Annotated in this window: 16 protein-coding genes; 14 read left to right on the top strand and 2 right to left on the bottom strand. The window is 33.5% G+C overall.

The window, feature by feature from the left end; all coding sequences use genetic code 11:
• Window positions 1-26: 26 nt before the first annotated feature.
• From BKP45_RS14545 to BKP45_RS14520, 6 genes are all read left to right on the top strand, one after another.
• On the top strand, window positions 27-2,090 hold the full coding sequence (locus BKP45_RS14545; RefSeq protein ID WP_071390425.1) for a BglG family transcription antiterminator: 2,064 nt from the start codon (window positions 27-29) through the stop codon (window positions 2,088-2,090).
• Between the two features lie 105 nt (window positions 2,091-2,195).
• The gene (locus BKP45_RS14540; RefSeq protein ID WP_084787982.1) at window positions 2,196-2,663 is read left to right on the top strand and encodes a PTS sugar transporter subunit IIA; all 468 of its coding nucleotides are present in this window, start codon (window positions 2,196-2,198) and stop codon (window positions 2,661-2,663) included.
• A gap of 30 nt (window positions 2,664-2,693) precedes the next feature.
• A complete protein-coding gene (locus BKP45_RS14535; RefSeq protein WP_071390424.1) occupies window positions 2,694-2,969 on the top strand; it encodes a PTS sugar transporter subunit IIB in 276 nt (91 codons plus the stop codon).
• 55 nt (window positions 2,970-3,024) lie between these two features.
• A complete protein-coding gene (locus tag BKP45_RS14530; RefSeq protein ID WP_071390423.1) occupies window positions 3,025-4,392 on the top strand; it encodes a PTS galactitol transporter subunit IIC in 1,368 nt (455 codons plus the stop codon).
• Between the two features lie 196 nt (window positions 4,393-4,588).
• Complete coding sequence (locus BKP45_RS14525; RefSeq protein WP_071390422.1) at window positions 4,589-5,539, top strand: 1-phosphofructokinase family hexose kinase; 951 nt, start codon at window positions 4,589-4,591, stop codon at window positions 5,537-5,539.
• Window positions 5,536-6,183, top strand: coding sequence for a class II aldolase/adducin family protein (locus BKP45_RS14520; protein WP_071390421.1), 648 nt, complete (start codon window positions 5,536-5,538; stop codon window positions 6,181-6,183). Before BKP45_RS14525 ends, BKP45_RS14520 begins: the two co-directional genes overlap by 4 nt.
• A 134-nt stretch (window positions 6,184-6,317) precedes the next feature.
• Here the strand turns inward: BKP45_RS14520 and BKP45_RS14515 are convergent, their stop codons facing one another.
• A complete protein-coding gene (locus BKP45_RS14515) occupies window positions 6,318-6,521 on the bottom strand; it encodes a hypothetical protein (protein ID WP_071390420.1) in 204 nt (67 codons plus the stop codon).
• 381 nt (window positions 6,522-6,902) lie between these two features.
• Between BKP45_RS14515 and BKP45_RS14510 the strand changes: the two genes are divergently transcribed.
• From BKP45_RS14510 to BKP45_RS14500, 3 genes are all read left to right on the top strand, one after another.
• Window positions 6,903-8,102 (top strand): sensor domain-containing diguanylate cyclase, encoded by a 1,200-nt coding sequence (locus tag BKP45_RS14510; RefSeq protein ID WP_071390419.1) that lies wholly within the window; start codon window positions 6,903-6,905, stop codon window positions 8,100-8,102.
• Window positions 8,103-8,477: 375 nt separating this feature from the next.
• Window positions 8,478-8,678 carry a cold-shock protein gene (locus tag BKP45_RS14505; RefSeq protein WP_071390418.1) on the top strand — a complete coding sequence of 67 codons (201 nt, stop codon included), beginning with the start codon at window positions 8,478-8,480 and terminating at the stop codon, window positions 8,676-8,678.
• A gap of 120 nt (window positions 8,679-8,798) precedes the next feature.
• Complete coding sequence (locus tag BKP45_RS14500; RefSeq protein WP_071390417.1) at window positions 8,799-10,244, top strand: DEAD/DEAH box helicase; 1,446 nt, start codon at window positions 8,799-8,801, stop codon at window positions 10,242-10,244.
• A 74-nt stretch (window positions 10,245-10,318) separates the two neighbouring features.
• On the opposite strand, the gene BKP45_RS14495 is transcribed toward BKP45_RS14500, so the two are convergent.
• A complete protein-coding gene (locus tag BKP45_RS14495; protein ID WP_071390416.1) occupies window positions 10,319-10,780 on the bottom strand; it encodes a hypothetical protein in 462 nt (153 codons plus the stop codon).
• A gap of 363 nt (window positions 10,781-11,143) precedes the next feature.
• Here BKP45_RS14495 and BKP45_RS14490 point away from each other — a divergent pair, with 363 nt between their 5' ends.
• From BKP45_RS14490 to BKP45_RS14470, 5 genes are all read left to right on the top strand, one after another.
• A complete protein-coding gene (locus BKP45_RS14490; protein WP_071390415.1) occupies window positions 11,144-11,626 on the top strand; it encodes a DUF255 domain-containing protein in 483 nt (160 codons plus the stop codon).
• 212 nt (window positions 11,627-11,838) lie between these two features.
• Complete coding sequence (locus tag BKP45_RS14485; RefSeq protein WP_281243177.1) at window positions 11,839-14,124, top strand: DEAD/DEAH box helicase; 2,286 nt, start codon at window positions 11,839-11,841, stop codon at window positions 14,122-14,124.
• Entirely contained in the window at window positions 14,108-15,346 is a 1,239-nt protein-coding gene (locus BKP45_RS14480) for a ribonuclease H-like domain-containing protein (protein ID WP_071390413.1), read from the top strand. The genes BKP45_RS14485 and BKP45_RS14480 overlap by 17 nt, the downstream gene beginning before the upstream one ends.
• A gap of 126 nt (window positions 15,347-15,472) precedes the next feature.
• Window positions 15,473-17,380, top strand: coding sequence for a DUF294 nucleotidyltransferase-like domain-containing protein (locus BKP45_RS14475; RefSeq protein ID WP_169824132.1), 1,908 nt, complete (start codon window positions 15,473-15,475; stop codon window positions 17,378-17,380).
• Between the two features lies 1 nt (window position 17,381).
• Window positions 17,382-18,125, top strand: coding sequence for a 3'-5' exonuclease (locus BKP45_RS14470; protein WP_071390411.1), 744 nt, complete (start codon window positions 17,382-17,384; stop codon window positions 18,123-18,125).
• Window positions 18,126-18,487: the final 362 nt, after the last annotated feature.

The following is an 18,487-nucleotide window of genomic DNA, read 5'->3' as shown; positions in this document are numbered from 1 at the left end:
TTAAAACAAGAAAGGAAGGAAACAAGATGTTCTTAGATGAGCGTAGCTTTCAACTCCTAAAAGAAATTACTCTAACCCATGGAATGAAAATAAAAGACTTGGAAAAAAAGTTTCAGCTCACACGAAGTCAAATAAACTACAGCTTGAAAAAAATAAATGATTGGCTTGCTGTAAATCATCTTCCGAAAATTAACAATAGCAAACAAACGGGGATAGAGGTCGAACCTTCAGTCAAAGAAATGTTTCCTGATTTAGTTGAAAAAACTCCATTAAATGAATACGTTCCATCTGAAAACGAAAGAATTAACCTAATTTTAGTAATGCTCGTTAGTCGTTCTCAAGAACTCTCGCTTTTCCATTTTTCAAATTCTATAAACGTAAGTAGAAATACCGTTTTATCAGATTTAAAAAAAGCAGAGACTCTACTCAACCGGTACGATTTAAAGCTCGTTTATACGAGGCGTCATGGTTACTATTTAGAAGGGGGGGAAATACAGAAACGGTTACTTCTACTAAATCTTGTACCCAAAATATTGAAAATGAAAAGTGGTGAAAAATGGCTAGTCAGACTAACAGAGATATGTAAAAAGGATATTAAGAGTCTAGCTAGTCGTTTTGAAATCATAGAGAAAAAAGTAAAAATAAAATTTACTGATGAGAAATTGAAGGAACTCCCATATTTACTTTTATTACTACTAAGAAGAATGCAAAGAGGAAAACAGCTGAACGTGTATGATATTCATTTTTCGGACATTTCAAATACGAAAGAGTATCATTTAGTAGAAGATTTACTTTGGAATATTGCTGAAGTTCATGAACAAGATCGATTATTTCTTACTTTACAACTGCTATCTTCTAGTGTTTTATCAGTAGAACTAAACAAAGAGAATGATCAACATTTAGTTTCTGCCATTAAAGACTTGTTACTTTCTTTTGAAAAACAAGCATGTGTGACGGTTCAAAACCGAGATGGATTAATAGAAAAGCTTTTTCAACATATGAAACCTGCCGTTTATCGAATTGCATATGGGTTAACAACTGAAAATCCATTGTTAAAGGATATTCAAATTCATCATGGGGATGTTCATCATCTCGTTAGAAAGAGTTTAGATCCATTAGAAACATTTTTAGGGAAAACAATTCCAGAAGATGAACTTGCATACCTAACGATTCTAATAAAGAGTTGGTTGCAACAACAAGGGGAGAAACTAACAACCAAATTAAAAGCAGTCGTTGTTTGTCCAAATGGAATATCGGTTTCGAAACTCTTATTAGAAACATTGAGGGAAATGTTTTCGGATATCATTTTTTTAGATTGTATTTCGGTTAGAGAATTTAATCACTATGCCTTGGATTTTGATCTCGTTTTTTCGAGTGTAACACTTAAAACTAATAAGAAATTATTTCTTGTAAAACCATTTATTACTGAAGAAGAAGAAAAGAATTTAAAGTTACGAGTATACCAGGAACTACATGGATATAGCCCCTCTAAAATTGACTATGAAATGCTTATGGAAGTCATTCAAGAACATGCAAACATAACGAATGTTGAATCTTTAAAGAAATCATTACATTCATTCTTTCATAATAGCAATATGAAATATGGTAGACAACATCAGCTGGTTGATCCTAACCTAGCAGATTTACTAAAGGAAGACGTAATAGTGATGAGAGAGTGTGTGACTTCTTGGGAAGAGGCAATTCAAGTTGCGGCTCATCCATTATTAAAAAATAAGTCAATAGAAGCAAGTTATATAGAACAAATGATTAGTCAATTCAATCCTGAAGAACCTTATATCATTATTGCTCCTAAAGTAGCTATTCCTCATGCATCTCCAGAGGATGGTGTTAATAATATTGCGATGAGTATGCTTTGTTTACAGGAAGGTGTTGAATTTGCCCCTCAATTAACGGTAAACGTCGTCATTGTAATTGCTGCTATAGATCGGAAAAAACATTTGCAAGCTTTATTTCAACTAAATGAATTAGTTGAAAATGAAGAAAATATTAGCCAAATGATAAATGCGAAAAGTAAAAAAGAAATTACTGAACTCGTTAATTATTATGCAAATGTAAAAGTAACGATATAAGAGTCTTTTCTTACAGTTTACTTTAAAGAGGAGGTGGTGCTTAGAGGAAGTCAAATGTTACAAGTCATATAGATTTAATTTTTTAGAAAAGGAAGTTGAGTGCAGATGGAGCTATTTAGTCAATTGTTTAAAAATGAATTAGTATTTCCAAATTTTGATTGTACGGACAGAGATGATTTTTTCGAAAAAATATCTACAGTGCTAGTTGAAAAAGGATATGTAAAGGAAACTTTTAAACAGGCAATTAAACAAAGAGAAGATGAATATCCTACTGGACTAAGAACGGTTCCGTATCATGTTGCGATACCTCATACAGATCCAGTAAATATTTGTAAACCGTTTATTGCAGTAATTCGACCAACAAAAAGGATTGAGTTTCTTGAGATGGGGTCAGATGACAAAAGGGTAGATGCACAGCTTTTGTTCATATTAGGCTTGAAAAGAGGAGAAGGTCAAACAGCCTTGCTACAAAAATTAATAGAAATGTTTATGCAACGAGAAGTAATGGACCAATTATTAAAAGAATCTAACCAAGCAGATATTATTAGGTTATTAAAAAAAACTGTAGCATAACGATTAAATAATATGGTGGAGGCGTTCAATATGAAAAAAGTTATTGTTGCTTGTGGTTCAGGTGTTGCTACATCTCAAACGGTTGCATCTAAAGTGAAAAAATTATTGGATAGCAAAGGGGTGAAAGCACATGTAGAAGCAGTAGATATTAAGTCGATTGATACGTATGTCAAGGATTGTGCCGTCTATATAGCTATTACAAAACCTAGAAAAGAATATCCAGTACCAGTGTGTAATGGAATTGCCTTTTTAACAGGTATGGGTATGGATGCTGAACTAGACAAGGTTATTAAAGCTTTAAAATAATAAGCCTCATTATTCAAATGACAAAACTACCTAAATTTGAAAAGGAGGAATTTTAGTGGAAGCTTTACAGTCAATTTTTGATTACATTTTAGGATTTGGAGCAGCGGTGTTTGTACCATTAATCTTGATTATTGTTGGTTTGATTGCCCGTATGAAATTTAAGGATGCTTTTTCATCTGGTTTAACGCTTGGTCTTGCATTTGTCGGAATGGGGTTAGTGATTGGGTTTATGATGGATGCAATGGGTCCTGCTGCCAGGCAATTTGTAGATAATACTGGAATTGAACTTACTGCCATTGATGGTGGCTGGACATCTTTAGCAACACTTGCATGGGCTTGGCCATTAGCATTCTTTATGTTTCCGATCCAAATTGGGATTAATGCAATTATGCTATTAATTAACAAAACGAATACTTTAAACGTTGATTTATGGAATGTATGGGGAAAAATTTTAACTGCAGTTTTAGTTATAGGGGTTTCTGGAAGTGTTACGCTTGCATTTATCGTAGCGTCGTTGCAAATTATTATTGAATTGAAGGTTGCTGATGTTAACCAAAAACAAATTGGTGAATTAACTCAAATCCCAGGTGTAACTAGTACTCATAGTATGACATTATTTGGTGTATTTTTATATCCGTTAAATAGACTACTAGATTTTGTACCGGGTCTTGATCGTAAAATTGATGCAGATTGGTTAAAAGAAAGAATTGGAATTTTTGCTGAAAATCATGTGATGGGCTTTATTATTGGGATTTTACTAGGGGTAACTGCAAAATATAACATTCAAGAAATACTAATTTTGGGTGTTCAGGCTGCAGCTGCATTAACACTTTTCCCGATGGTAGCTAAATTATTCATGCAAGCATTAGCTCCGTTATCTGATGCAATTTCAGAATTCATGAGAAAGCGTTTTGAAGGAAAAGAACTACACATTGGACTTGACTGGCCAATTATGGCAGGTTGTAACGAAGTTTGGGTAACGTGTATTGTATTAGTACCTTTCACATTAATGTTTGCAGCATTTTTACCAGGGAATAATGTATTACCGTTCGCAGGTATCATCAATCTTTCTTTTGCAGTAGCTGCGTTAATTGTAACAGGTGGAAATTTACTAAGAATGATAATTTTAGGAGTTGTAACAACTCCAGTATTCCTGTATGTTGCAACATATTTTGCACCAACGATTACAAAACTAGCTAATGACACTGGCGCAATAACAGTACCAGCTGGTCAATTATTATCATGGAGTACACTTGAATATCCTGTATTTAGATATGTCTTTGCGAATGCAGCGAATGTAGTAAACGGACAATTCTGGGGATTAGTAGCTGCAATTATTTGGATGGTACTATTCGTTTGGTACTATAAAGGAATGAAGAAAAGATCAGAAATGATTGAAAAAAATGCTGATAAAATTGCATAGCAGGCAACTTAATCAGCAAATAAGAAAATATGTGACAAATTAACATTATTAAAAAAAAATCAATAGGTCAATAGTTTTTATATTACAGTTAAGTGACAATTGCATCGGGGGCTTTTGCCCCCGCGTGTAAGAGATTGTTAGCGTTTAAAGTATTCGTTTTACTAGGTTACTTAATGGTTAGGATGTGATAGTGTCCATGATTTATACAGTTACCTTGAACACGGCTATTGATAAAATAATAAAGATTAATGGTGTTCTCACACGAAAAATGAACAATAAAATAAGAAATGTTTCATTTGATATAGGAGGAAAAGCAACACATGTATCGGTTGTGTTATCTAAATTAAATATTAACAACATCGCAACCGGGTTTGTAGGTTCGGAAAATGCCCTTACGCTTACCACCCTTCTTAAAAATAAGGGAGTGACTTGTGATTTTATATCACAAGAAAACTGTTCTACAAGAGAAAGTCTTGTAATATTGGATGATTCAGGAAATGGGAGTTTTATGATTACGGAGTCTGGATTTGAGATTTTAGAAGAATCTCAATGTAAGTTGGTTGAAAAACTTTCCAATCAAGTTACGAAAAATGATTATGTAGTATTTGCAGGAAGTCCACCTAGAGGATTTAATGTCGATCAGTATATCAACATTGTCAAAACGGTTACGGATAAAGGTGGAAAACTTATCATTGACGCAAGTGGGGATTACTTACGGGAAGCCATTAAACTCAAGCCCTACTTAATTAAACCAAATGAATTTGAATTTCAAGAGTTAGTAGGAAAGCCATTAAATACAATTGATGAGTTTATTCCAGAAATGAAAAAGTTGTTAAACGATGGTATAGAGTTTGTTGTTGTTTCCTTAGGAAAAAAAGGTAGTTTAGTAGGAACGAAGCAATCATTTTACCGAGTAATCCCACCTGTTATTAAGGAGATTAATGATACAGGTTGTGGTGATGTTTTCGTAGGTGGATTAGTAGCGTCTCTTTATAAACAAACTTCAATTGAAGATATGTTAGAGTTTTCTACTGCGTTAAGTGCATCTAAAGCTTCGCAAAATGAGAGTTCATCATTTTGCTTAAAGCAAACAAAGCAATTAGAAGCGGAAGTGAAAATTGAGAAATTGGAGGCTTATTCGATATGATGTATTTTGATGAAAGAAAAGACTTATGTGAAGTGACTCAAATGATGTTTGATCGATTTAATACAAATGCTGCTGGTGGGAACATTAGTGTTCGAGTCAGTGATGAACATTTTATCATGACTCCAACGTTAATGTCGCAAGCAAAGTTTTGTCGATTAAATCCTGAAGATATTTTGGTCATCGATAAAGATGCAAACATTTTGGAAGGAAATGGGAAGGTTACACGAGAGGTAAATATGCACTTAGCTGCTTTTGAGACGATGCCTGATGCGGGTGCTGTTGTTCATGCTCACCCTAAGGAATCGATGGTCTTTGCATCATTAGGACTTCCACTTCCTAATTTATGTGAAGCAACTCAAAAATTAGGGGAAGTTAAAACATTAGATTTTGCTCCTGCAACAAGTCCGGAACTAGCTTATATTGTTCGATCTTATCTAGAAACGAGAGTTGGCGACATGCCAGTAGCGACTTTACTACATCAACATGGTATTGTAGTTATTGATAAAACGTTAAGAAAAGCCTATGATATGCTTGAGCGAATTGAATATAATGCTTACGTAAACATTCATGCAAAAGTTTTTGAAGCTTTAGGTATATGTAAAGTTAATAATAACAATCATTATTCGTATAACCTAGATGAATAGAATACAAGATTAACAGGATCTATTAGAAAAAACTTGGCTTAGAGCCAAGTTTTTTCTAAATTTTAATATAGCAGTATTTCGACAAGAAAAAGAAGCAATCCGAGTTCGGAATGCTTCTTTTTTCAACTTAGTTACTATGATTGGTTGGTTTTATTTTCAGTACGAGTAAATTTATTGTATCTTTTTGGTAAAGGGATGTTATGATAGTCTTTTTTTAATAGAAGGGCTAAAGAAAAAGCGGCGATTGCCATCACTGGGTTGTTATTAATGAAACTTATTGTTAAAATGATTGCGCAAATGATTACCATTCCGTACCAAATCCATTTATTTTTTATCAATTTTCTATTCCTCCTCTACTCTTTAATAGTTTAATGAATTTCATAATTTAATGTTCCTGCTATTAAAATAATTATCTAGTTACGCTGAACCTTTCGTGACTAGATTGTGAATTATGAGGCTCAGTTTTGGAAATTATGAAATTCATTCATTTATTTTTATTTTACCCTATTCTATGGTTGAGAGAATTATGTTTTAACACAATTTTTATTAATAAAATTATACATAGATTGGCTAATTTTGAATGACTACGTTTATAGCGATTGTGCTAATCACAACCAATAAAAAACACTTGACCTATTAAGCGTATAAACCATACAATTTTAGTTGAGTTACTATTCTTTTAATCTTATAAATTAAGCTAAATTTGCTAGAGGTGGACAATGACTATATATTCAAAAGCGATTATTCCGATATCTCTCCTAATGATAGCATTAGCATTTATTTTCAGTTTCACTGGATACCCAATGTTATCGAATTTGTTCGTCTTATTTCTCCTGATACCAGGTTGGATTCTATATAAAGAATACCGAAAACGTGCTTTAAATGAGGAAATGTTACAAAATCAAATTGGTCAGTTAAAAGAAAAATGCTCTAAATATAAAAAAGAGGTTACTGTACTAAAAAATATGTATGATCATTTGCATGTGATTTGTTTTTCATATGATATTGAAAACGACAAATTATATATATCAAAAGGGGTAAATGAAATAAGTATCTTTACAGATACAGAGTTAATGGAAAAGCCGAAATTATTGAAGCACTTTATTAGAAATATTGATCAAGAAAAGGAAAAAGATATTGTAAATTTACTTCTCACGAGAAAAAAAGGCAAAGTTGAATTTTCGGTAAAGGATGTAAATAATCATTTACGGTGGATGGAAATACAAACTAACCCTATCCAAGATGAATCTAGTAAAGTTGAAATAATTAATGGCTTGATCATAGATGTAACAGAACAAAAGTTATTTGAAATGAAGCTAAAGCAAATGGCTTATTATGATGAGCTAACGGATTTACCAAATCGTAAAATGATACAAAAACACTTAACAAAAATTTTAGCAAGATCGAAGCGGCACGACCATAGTTTTGCAGTCATGTTTATTGATTTAGATGGTTTTAAAAAAGTAAATGATACACTTGGACATGAGTATGGTGATTTATTACTAGTTGAAGTCGCTAAACGACTAAACAATACTGTAAGAGAAGAAGATTTAACAGGTAGACTTGGTGGAGATGAATTTATTATTGTTTTTGAGGAGACAAGCACCGAAGAGGTGGAGAAAATAGCAGAACGAATATTAAATTCTATATCAGAGCCTTTTTGTTTCCAAGAAAATGAGTCAAAAGTATCGCCAAGCATAGGAATTAGTATATTCCCAAAAGATGGTGAGAACATTGAAACATTAATAAAAAATGCTGATAAAGCAATGTATCATGCGAAAAACAAAGGGAAAAATAGTTTTCAATTTTATTCAATAGATTTAGAAGCAAGTAATGTAAGTAAGTTTCCGTTGTTTGATAAAATTATGAGCTCGGTTACACAATCTGAAATATTTCAAAATGTTAAAAATAAGTTTTAATAGTTCGATAATACAAATCATCGAAAATTCATTTGTAGTAAACAAAGAATGGGAAGTAAACTTTTGCACAGTTTGATCAAAAAGTACGAAAGAAGCAGTGAGTTTATTTACTGCTTTATTATTTTTATGCAGCCGAAGCCGACAGAACTTCATTTTAATAACAAAGAAAGAATAAACGATAATGAGAATTCACACTATAGGATAACGAAAATTTGCAATATCATGATGTATCTGTTACTGTTAAAGTGAATTATTTTTGTTCGTTACTAAGTAAAATAGAAAGCATTTGATCTTTTCGCCTTTGGTATCTATTTTTATTTAATTGAGCATTAATAGTAATAAAAAGTGGTTTATACCACACAGGAGGAAACAAACATGCAACAAGGTACAGTAAAATGGTTTAATGCAGAAAAAGGTTTTGGTTTTATCGAAGTAGAAGGTGGAGATGATGTATTTGTACATTTCTCAGCTATCCAAGGCGAAGGGTTTAAATCTTTAGAAGAAGGCCAAAAAGTAAATTTTGACACAGAGCAAGGCCAACGTGGTCTTCAAGCCATAAATGTAAACAAAGCTTAATGATGAAAAAGGACTCTTTCATAGAGTCCTTTTTTCACGTTTATAAATGTGAATAAAAGCAATTTTTAGGGAAGAAGAATTTATTGAAAACGAATTATACTAAGTAAACGAGGTTAGAACATGAGTGAAAGAAAATTTGATGATTATGATTTAAGTGATGAAATTAAAAGAGCACTTGTTGTATTAAAATATAATACACCGACTGAGGTTCAAAGTGAAGTTATACCAAAAGCGTTGGAAAAACAAGACCTCGTAGTAAAATCGCATACAGGAAGTGGAAAGACTGCATCCTTCGGTATTCCTATATGTGAAATGATTGAATGGGAAGAAAAAAAACCACAAGCATTAATTCTCACACCTACTCGTGAACTTGCTGTACAAGTTCGAGAAGATATAACGAATATTGGTAGATTAAAACGAATTAAAGCCATGGCAGTTTACGGGAAAGAACCGTTTGCAAAACAAAAAGAGGAATTAAAACAAAAAACGCATGTTGTCGTTGGAACACCTGGCCGTGTCCTTGACCACATTGATAGAGGTACGTTGGATTTAGAAAAAATTAAGTTCCTTATTATTGATGAAGCCGATGAAATGTTGAATATGGGCTTTATCAATGTAGTTGAATCGATTATAAAAGAACTTCCAACTAATAGAGTGACGATGGTATTTTCTGCAACTCTTCCTAAGGATGTGGAAAGCCTTTGTCATAAATATATGTCAGATCCGACCTATATAGAAATTGCTTCTACAACAATTACAACAGATACAATTGATCATCGCTTAATTGAAGTGAATGAAGCCGAAAAGATTTCACTTCTTAAAGACGTTACAGTTGTAGAAAACCCTGATAGCTGTATCGTTTTTTGCAATACAAAAGAACATGTTGATACTGTATTTAATGAATTGGAAAGTGCGAATTATTCATGTGAAAAACTTCATGGAGGTTTAGAGCAAGAAGATAGATTTGCAGTGATGAATGGTTTCAAACTCGGCAATTTTCGTTATCTAATCGCAACAGACGTAGCTGCGAGAGGAATAGATATCGATAATGTGACCATTGTGATAAACTATGATGTTCCTATGGAAAAAGAGAGCTATGTTCACCGAACTGGAAGAACGGGTCGAGCAGGTAATAAAGGAAAAGCCATTACATTTGCAACATCATATGAAAATAAATACGTGAAAGCGATTGAGAGATACATCGGATTTTCTATCCCGTCAATGGAAGCTCCGACGTATGAAGACGTTAAAAATGGAAAAGCTGCATTTGAAGAAAAAATCATTGGCCGCCGAATCGTTAAAAATAATAAAACAGCACGAATTAACAAAGATATTATCAAACTTCATTTTAGCGGTGGAAAGAAGAAGAAACTTCGAGCTGTCGATTTTGTTGGAACGATCGCAAAAATACCTGGTGTAACAGCTGAGGATATTGGAATTATTACGATCCAAGATACTTTAACTTATGTTGATATTTTAAATGGGAAAGGTTCATTGGTCTTAGAAGCAATGGAAAATACAACAGTTAAAGGTAAGAAGTTAAAAGTTAGTAAGGCCCATAAGTAAAGAAACGTAAAGCTAACTGCAATTAGCAAGTGGAAAAATAAGGACGACTATGCTGTCAACATAGTCGTCCTTAATTAAATGCGTGAAAAGCCTTCTTCTCCTAAATAGTGAGCAGCTTCTTTATATGTCGTAAATGTACCATCTAAAGTATCTTCAGCATACACATTCCACATATCACCTTCTTTGAGTATGGTAAGTGTAACAGTGTTGTCATTGATCCAAACCTCTTCTTCGGGTTCATTACTTGTTTCTATTTCTTTAGGTATTAAAGATAGAATAGACTTTCTAATTGTAGAACGGAGAGCCTTTTCTGTAAAATCACGAATGTTTACCATTCCTTTATCGTTCGTTTGATAGCCTGTCATTTTGCCTGCATAAACAAAACCGTTTCCATTAGGATGAAGATGAAAAACAACATTTTTCTGATCGTACGAACTGTTAGCGTAGTGAAAATTTACTCTTCCTAATGATACATTTTTTCTTTCCAATTCAGGAAATTCTTCAATAATTTTTAGTTTTTCTTCATAAGTTAACATATTACCTCCAGTATAACGTCATCATTCGATTTTATATCTTTAAAGTATAGTAAGCAAGCATATGGTTATAATATTTTTCTTACATGCCTCCTAACTTTCCGAATATTTAAAAGTTTTGAGGTGAGCGGCTTAATCCCTCTTAAGAGTGGGGTAAATTTCCTAATACTAACTTGCCTAAACAAAACAGCCTAACGATACAAATTATTCATTTCGTACAATCCTAATGAAGAAGGCCCTCACTGATGGAAGTTCAGCTTTCATGATAATCTAACGACTTCCATACATATAAAGTCGTTTTTTCTTACTAAATATGGGGAATTCTACAACTAATTATTTTAAAACAATGAGGAGTGTCTATAAATCATGCAATCATACCTTGAAGAAGACCGTCATTCAGCAGATTACAACTGGCTTGTCCAATCAAAAAGTCCGTACTTAAAAAAACATGAAACAAATCCTGTCAACTGGCTTGAATGGTCGAATGAAGCGTTTGAAAAAGCTAGACGAGAAGGGAAGTTGGTGTTTATTTCGATCGGTGATACTACTTGTCATCTGTGTAGTGTGATGGCTCATGAATTATTTGAAGACGAGGAAGTTGCGAAAATCTTAAACAAAAAATTTGTTTCTATTAAAGTTGATCGAGAGGAGCGTCCTGATATTAATAATATATACATTCGAGCTTGTCAGATTAATACTGATTACATAGATTGTCCATTAAGTGTATTTTTAACCTCTGAGAAGCAACCTCTTTATGTAGGGACGTACATTCCTAAATTGAGTAGAAATGGGATAACAGGATTTATAGATGTGATTACAAAGCTTTATGATAAATATACAATAGGTTGACAAAATATAGAAATTGTCGAGCGGTATGAGAAGGATAGGATACAGCTTGCTCGTGGCCAAGGCGCTTGCACTTTTCTAAAGTGAATGATTAGTTAGGAATGGGTATATAATTTACAATAATGATATTATGTAAACAATGCCTGTAAAACCCCTTTACAAAGCAAACGTACATTCTCTATAATTGAATATAATCCATGTAGAGGTGTGAATTGATGATACGAAAATTATCACTACAACAATATATTGAACAATTACGAGAGGATGAAAATGTTGTTCACTGGCACGAGATTGAAGGACAAGAAGCACGTACGGTCCCTTTTCCTTCAACAGTAGATACACAAATTCAAATAGCATTAAGAGAACGTGGGATAGAAACTTTATATACTCATCAAGGGACAGCGTTTGAGCTTGCTTCAAAAGGGAAGAACTTTACTGCAATAACTCCAACTGCATCTGGAAAAACCCTTTGTTATAATTTACCAGTGTTACAACAAATCTGTGATGACCCTTCAAGTCGTGCTTTATATATTTTTCCAACCAAAGCGCTTGCGCAAGATCAAAGGAGTGAACTGAATGAACTGATCGATGCGATTGGTGTAGATATAAAAGGGTTTACATATGACGGAGATACCGCACCGAACATTCGTCAGGCAGTAAGAAAAGCTGGACATATCGTTATTACTAATCCTGACATGCTTCATTCGGCTATATTACCTCATCATACGAAGTGGGTTTCTTTATTTGAAAATTTAAAATACGTCGTTATTGATGAGTTACATACGTATCGAGGTGTATTCGGTAGTCATGTAGCAAATGTTATTAGGAGACTTAAGCGAATATGTGCCTATTACGGTAGTCAACCGACATTCATTTGTACTTCGGCGACAATTGCTAATCCACTAGAATTAAGTGAGGCATTAACAGGTGTGAAAATGACAGTCATTGAGAATAACGGTGCACCGCGTGGGAAAAAGCATTTTGTTTTTTATAATCCACCGATTGTTAATCAGCCATTACAAATAAGGAAAAGTACGACTGTTGAAGTTAAAAGGTTAGCTAGTAAATTATTAAGAAATCAAATTAAAACGATCGTTTTTGCTAGAAGTAGAGTGAGAGTGGAAATTATATTAAGTCATTTACAAGAACTTGTCTCCAAAAAGTTAGGGACCAAAACGATTCGTGGGTATCGTGGTGGCTACTTACCAAAGCAACGACGTGAAATTGAACAAGGTTTAAGGAAAGGAGAAATTAAAGGGGTTGTTAGTACGAATGCCCTTGAGTTAGGGGTTGATATCGGTCAGTTACAAGCTTGTGTGATGACTGGATATCCAGGTTCGATTGCAAGTGTTTGGCAGCAAGCAGGAAGAGCTGGTCGCCGTCATGATGAAGCTTTAATCATTATGGTTGCCGACTCAACTCCGATTGACCAATTTCTCGTTCAACAACCAGATTATTTTTTTGATGCGACACCTGAGCATGCCAGGATAAACCCAGATAATTTAATTATTTTAGTAGACCATATGAAGTGTGCAGCATATGAGTTACCTTTTAAGCAAGGAGAAACGTTTGATGGCGTTGAAGTTGAAGAAATTTTAGAGTTTCTACAAGAAGAACAAGTGCTGCATTTCCAACAAGATAAATATTATTGGATGAACGATTCGTTTCCTGCTCATAACATAAGTTTACGTTCTGCTTCACAAGAAAATGTAATAATCATTGACCAATCAGATATTGCCAATGCTAAAGTAATAGGTGAAATGGATACATTTAGTGCAATGACATTGTTACATGATGAAGCAATTTATTTACATGAAGGAATTCAATTTCAAGTTGAAAAACTGGATTGGGAAGAGAAAAAAGCATTTGTAAGAGAAGTAGATGTTGATTATTTTACAGACGCCAATTTAGCCGTTCAGTTAAAAGTTCTAGAAGTAGATAACCAAAAGAAGCATATTAGCTGCTCAGTAGAATATGGTGATGTCACGGTCAACGCAATGGCCACTATTTTTAAGAAAATCAAGTTAGAAACGTTTGAAACAATAGGTTCAGGTCCTATTCATTTGCCAGAACAAGAGCTTCATACTAATGCAGTATGGATCTCCTTTGAGGAAGCTGTCCAAGCAGAAATTGGCAAAGAAGCGTTAGAAAATGCACTAATTGGTCTTTCTCATGTAATGCAAGCAGTGGCAACGGTTTATGTTATGTGTGATCGTCATGACTTGCGTGTCGTTCCACAAATGAAGGCCATTCATTCCGGTAAGCCAACAATCTTCTTATATGATCGTTATCCAGGAGGGGTAGGGCTAAGTAGTGATGTTTTTAAGCATATCTATATAATATTAGATAAAACGAAACACTACATTCAAAGATGTACTTGTGAAGAGGGGTGTCCATCTTGTGTAGGTGTTGCTTCCTCATCTAACTCCAAAACCCTTTCGTTAACGTTATTGAATAATCTTTTAGAAGTGAGGGATGGTCATCATGTCACTGAAAAATAAGCTAGCTAGAATGAAGGGGCATATGCAGCTAGAAGAAATGCCTTCAGTAAAAGAATCAAATAATAAACAGGTCGATACAGATTGGTCTAATTTTAAAGGGAAGCCTTTATTTTTTGATGATCAACATACGATTTTTCGTGAGATGGAGTATCCACTTGATTATCGACTTGGTAAACATTCATTTAGAGAACTAAAGGAAGTAGTGAAACAATGGAATGATGATGATACGAATCATCCTTTATCTGCCAACGGCCTGAACGAAGAACAACTTATTTTCTTTGATACAGAAACAACAGGTCTTGGAGGTGGAACGGGAAATACTATATTTTTATTAGGGTATTGTCATCTGGCAGGGGATGTGGTAAAAGTTAAACAATTCTTTCTACCAGGACCAGCAGATGAAGCTGCTTTTTACTTTCACTTTTTACAGGATATAAGTGATTTATCGAATTTAGTTACGTATAACGGAAAGGCCTTTGATTGGCCGCAAGTTCGTACAAGACACACATTAGTGAGAGATAAAGTCCCGTTGCTCCCAAAGTTTGGTCATTTTGATTTACTTCACGCCGCCCGTAGACTTTGGAAGGATACATTACCTTCTTGTCGATTATCAATTGTTGAAAAAGAAATATTAGAAATTGAGAGGGTGGATGATACTCCTGGTAGTTTAGCTCCACTATTATATTTTGATTTTTTGAAGGAAAAAAATCCAGAGGCTATTTCAGGAGTATTAAAACATAACGAAGTAGACGTCCTTTCCCTAATTATTTTATATATTAATCTTTCAAAAAAACTTCTAAATGCAAATAGTAATAGTACGACTATGAAAGAAACGTATGAAATAGCGCGTTGGTATGAAAACCTTAAGCAATTGAACAAGGCGTCTAAGTTATATGAACAAGTAGCTATGAGCGAGTCTCGTTATCGCGATGTTGCTAGACTTTCATTAGGCATATTATTGAAAAAGGATAAACGTATAGACGATGCTATAAATTACTTTCAAATGCTTACTACAAAAGATTCGGGTTTATCAATTAAGGCGTGTTTAGAGCTAGCAAAAATTTATGAGCATCAATTTAAAGATATAGAAAAAGCATTTTATTATTCCGAATTAGCGTACGAAAGACAAAAACGTATGACAAACCTATTAAAAGAAAAAAAGGTGCTATCAGACATAAAAGTAAGAATGCAGAGATTAGAAAAAAAATTCGATAGAACGTAAATTTGTGGGGGTTCACTTTATCCTCCCCTAAATTTCCTTCGTCTTTCTAAGTTTTTAAAGTTCGGTTCTTACTACCTCTTATAAGAGTGGGATAACAAATAATAATAGTCAGAGAGGGTGATGGTATTGCGGAAAAAAGCAGAGCTCGAAAAGCTTCGAAACACCTACCCATTTACTTTATTAACTGCGGAAGAATTTAATGAGATTACTGATGAATCTGAACTACGTAAGTTTAAAAAGAATGAATTTTTATTTCATGAAGACGAAGATGAAATAGAATTATTTTTTCTCCTTGAAGGTTTAGCGAAAAATATTCTTCATAGAACAAATGGAGAACAATTCTCAGTTCGGTACTATTATCAAGGTGATTTAATTGGGCTCATGATTATGTTAGCTGGTGGTCAAATGAAATTTTCTGTACAGGCAAAGCAAGATTGTGAAGTGATCCTATTGAAAAAAAGGGCTTTTTTAAAAGTAATGACGAATAACAAAGCTTTTTCTGAGATCGTTTTAGAAGGTATTGGTGTAAGAATGAAAACACTATATAACGAAATTACACGAAAAAGAAATGAAGAAGACTCTGAGAATATTTCACTTTTTCGTACGAGAGTCGAAGCGATTATGAATCCACCGATATTCATTTCACAAGAAGCGACTATTGTTCAAGCTGCAAAGCGCCTTAGAGAAGTACTCACTACGGGATTAGTTGTTGTAGATGAAAAACAAAATCTAGTAGGAACATTAACACAGCGGGATTTGTTGCATTCAATCGTTTCTGGTGAAACAGATCAGTTAATAAAAAGTGTGATGAATAAACGACCATACAAAGCACAATATGAATCATTTGGTTATGATATATTATCGTATTTTAAAGATGACCATGTCGATTTCATCCCTGTCATTAAACACGAAAAAGTTGTCGGGGTATTAACCGCTGAATCGTTTTTGCAACTTCAAGATTCGAATTACATAAACCTATCCCATAGTATTCATCACACCTATTCAATTAACGATTTAACGAAATTGGCAGCGGTCAATAACCAACTATTTATTGATTTTGTAGAAGCGCTATTATCTAATAACACATATGCATATGATGTCGCAGAATTAATCTCCAATTATAATGATAAAATACATCGTCAAGTTATTAGGATTGTTTTAAAAGAAATGAAACTAGAAGGCTATGGCACACCGCCAGTTAATTATTGCTTTATTGTAATGGGGAGCCAAGGTAGAAGAGAACAAACATTTAGTACTGATCAAGACAACGGACTTATTTTAGCCAATTATGAGCACCTGACAAATAAACAAGAAATTGAAAATTACTTCAAAATATTTGCGGAAAAAGTCAATATTGGACTAAAAGAATGTGGTTTTCCTCTTTGTTCAGGAGGGGTTATGGCTAAAGAACTAAAATGGCGTCGTTCATTAAACGAATGGATCATTGAGGTTAAACGCTGGGTAAAAGAAACGGATGCTGAAGAAATAAGGAATTTTACGATTTTTTGTGATTTCAGACCGATTTTTGGTGATTTTTCATTAGCTGTACGTTTAAGAGATGAGACAACAGATACTGTTCAAAAAGGGAAAATTCTTCAACTACTTTTAATGAAGGACACGCTACGTTTTAGAGTACCTTTGAATCCATTTGGGTTGATCATAACGAGTGGGAAAACGAAGTCGGTCAATTTAAAAAAAGGTGCAATTATGCAAATTGTTAACGGGGTTCGTATTTTTGCAATAAAAAATGGAATAAAAAATGAAAATACTATTAAACGTTTAACGGAGTTAAAGGAAAAAGAAGTACTTCACCCCCGTGATGTGAATAATGTTAAAACCGCATTGCATATATTAATGACTTTTCGTATTAAAAACAATATAAAGCAATTAAGAAGTAATAGCTTGTTATCAAATGAATTACTTGTAGAAATGGTAACTAAAGATGAAAAGAATACATTAAAAGAGGCATTAGGTATTGCGAAACGTCTTCAGCAAATGAGTGAGATTAGTGTCGGGAGGAAGCGGGGAATATAGTATGGAGCCGATTCCATCATTAAAAATTTTAAAATATATTTTTTACGATCAATTTAATTTAAAGTTTAAACAGAAAAAATGTACAAATCCGGAAATTCAAGTGAAACTTACTGAACATTTATCAAATTACCAAGTAACACTCGAACCTAATCAAAGCCTACTAGAAACAACTTACACAGTATTTGATCTAGAAACAACTGGTTTTTATCCGAGAATAGGTGATGAAATTGTCTCTATTGGAGCAATCAAAATGAATGGTAATGAGATTATTGATCAATTTTATAAAGTCATTAATCCGATAAATGAAGTTCCTGAATATATTTATTCTTTAACAGGGTTAACAAAGGAACAAATAAATAAGGGCATTACGTTTCAGGAGGCATTTTTGAAACTTCTACAATTTAGTGAAAATACAGTTCTTGTTGCGCATCCTGCTTCTTTTGATGTTCACTTCTTACAAGAGATGGCAAAAAGATGGGGTATATTAAACTACACACCCACTTTTATTGACTCTTTTTTCATTGCTAACTATTTACAACCTAAAAGTAACAATAAACTCGATAATCTAGTTTCACAGTTTCAAATTGAACAAAAACGTAGGCATCATGCATTAAATGATGCTAAAATGACGGCTGAAGTTTTTGCTGAGTTATTATTTTTATTAAGCAAAGTAGGTGTTCATTCAATTCGTGATTTCACAAAGATAAAAAGTAAGAAAAAAGGGAGACTATTCATTTCTTTTTAACCTTAAAATTTAAATTTATAGGAGCCTTTTACTAGAAGAAGTGGATCTGAGCTTGATGTTCAGATCTACATTTTAAAACATATAAAAAGCATAAATTTCGGCTCTATAATAATTGTTGGGGTATCCAAACAATTAGGTTAGTGGTGATATTCTTCTTTTTTGCTTCATGGGCGTAGCCCATGAAGCAAAAAAGAACACGCAACCTACCAATTCTTTTATACTTGAATTGACGAGAAACAAGTAAAAGATTGGGGTTGCGTGTGAGTGAATTTTATCATAGATTTGCCAGGATTGAAAGATGTGCTCATTAAGAAGGTTGAAGAGCTCATTAAGAAGGTTGAAGAGGTTGATCATGTCATACG

It is taken from the genome of Anaerobacillus alkalidiazotrophicus (genome assembly GCF_001866055.1).
Note: the sequence above shows the minus strand (reverse complement) of the source record. Positions and strands in the feature narration are given on the sequence as shown.

Excerpts from the sequence above, each read along its gene's own strand:
- BKP45_RS14545 (WP_071390425.1), top strand. The coding sequence starts at position 27 with ATGTTCTTAGATGAGCGTAGCTTTCAACTCCTAAAAGAAATTACTCTA.
- BKP45_RS14540 (WP_084787982.1), top strand. The coding sequence starts at position 2,196 with ATGGAGCTATTTAGTCAATTGTTTAAAAATGAATTAGTATTTCCAAAT.
- BKP45_RS14535 (WP_071390424.1), top strand. The coding sequence starts at position 2,694 with ATGAAAAAAGTTATTGTTGCTTGTGGTTCAGGTGTTGCTACATCTCAA.
- BKP45_RS14525 (WP_071390422.1), top strand. The coding sequence starts at position 4,589 with ATGATTTATACAGTTACCTTGAACACGGCTATTGATAAAATAATAAAG.
- BKP45_RS14520 (WP_071390421.1), top strand. The coding sequence starts at position 5,536 with ATGATGTATTTTGATGAAAGAAAAGACTTATGTGAAGTGACTCAAATG.
- BKP45_RS14510 (WP_071390419.1), top strand. The coding sequence starts at position 6,903 with ATGACTATATATTCAAAAGCGATTATTCCGATATCTCTCCTAATGATA.
- BKP45_RS14505 (WP_071390418.1), top strand. The coding sequence starts at position 8,478 with ATGCAACAAGGTACAGTAAAATGGTTTAATGCAGAAAAAGGTTTTGGT.
- BKP45_RS14500 (WP_071390417.1), top strand. The coding sequence starts at position 8,799 with ATGAGTGAAAGAAAATTTGATGATTATGATTTAAGTGATGAAATTAAA.
- BKP45_RS14495 (WP_071390416.1), bottom strand. The coding sequence starts at position 10,780 with ATGTTAACTTATGAAGAAAAACTAAAAATTATTGAAGAATTTCCTGAA.
- BKP45_RS14490 (WP_071390415.1), top strand. The coding sequence starts at position 11,144 with ATGCAATCATACCTTGAAGAAGACCGTCATTCAGCAGATTACAACTGG.
- BKP45_RS14485 (WP_281243177.1), top strand. The coding sequence starts at position 11,839 with ATGATACGAAAATTATCACTACAACAATATATTGAACAATTACGAGAG.
- BKP45_RS14480 (WP_071390413.1), top strand. The coding sequence starts at position 14,108 with ATGTCACTGAAAAATAAGCTAGCTAGAATGAAGGGGCATATGCAGCTA.
- BKP45_RS14470 (WP_071390411.1), top strand. The coding sequence starts at position 17,382 with ATGGAGCCGATTCCATCATTAAAAATTTTAAAATATATTTTTTACGAT.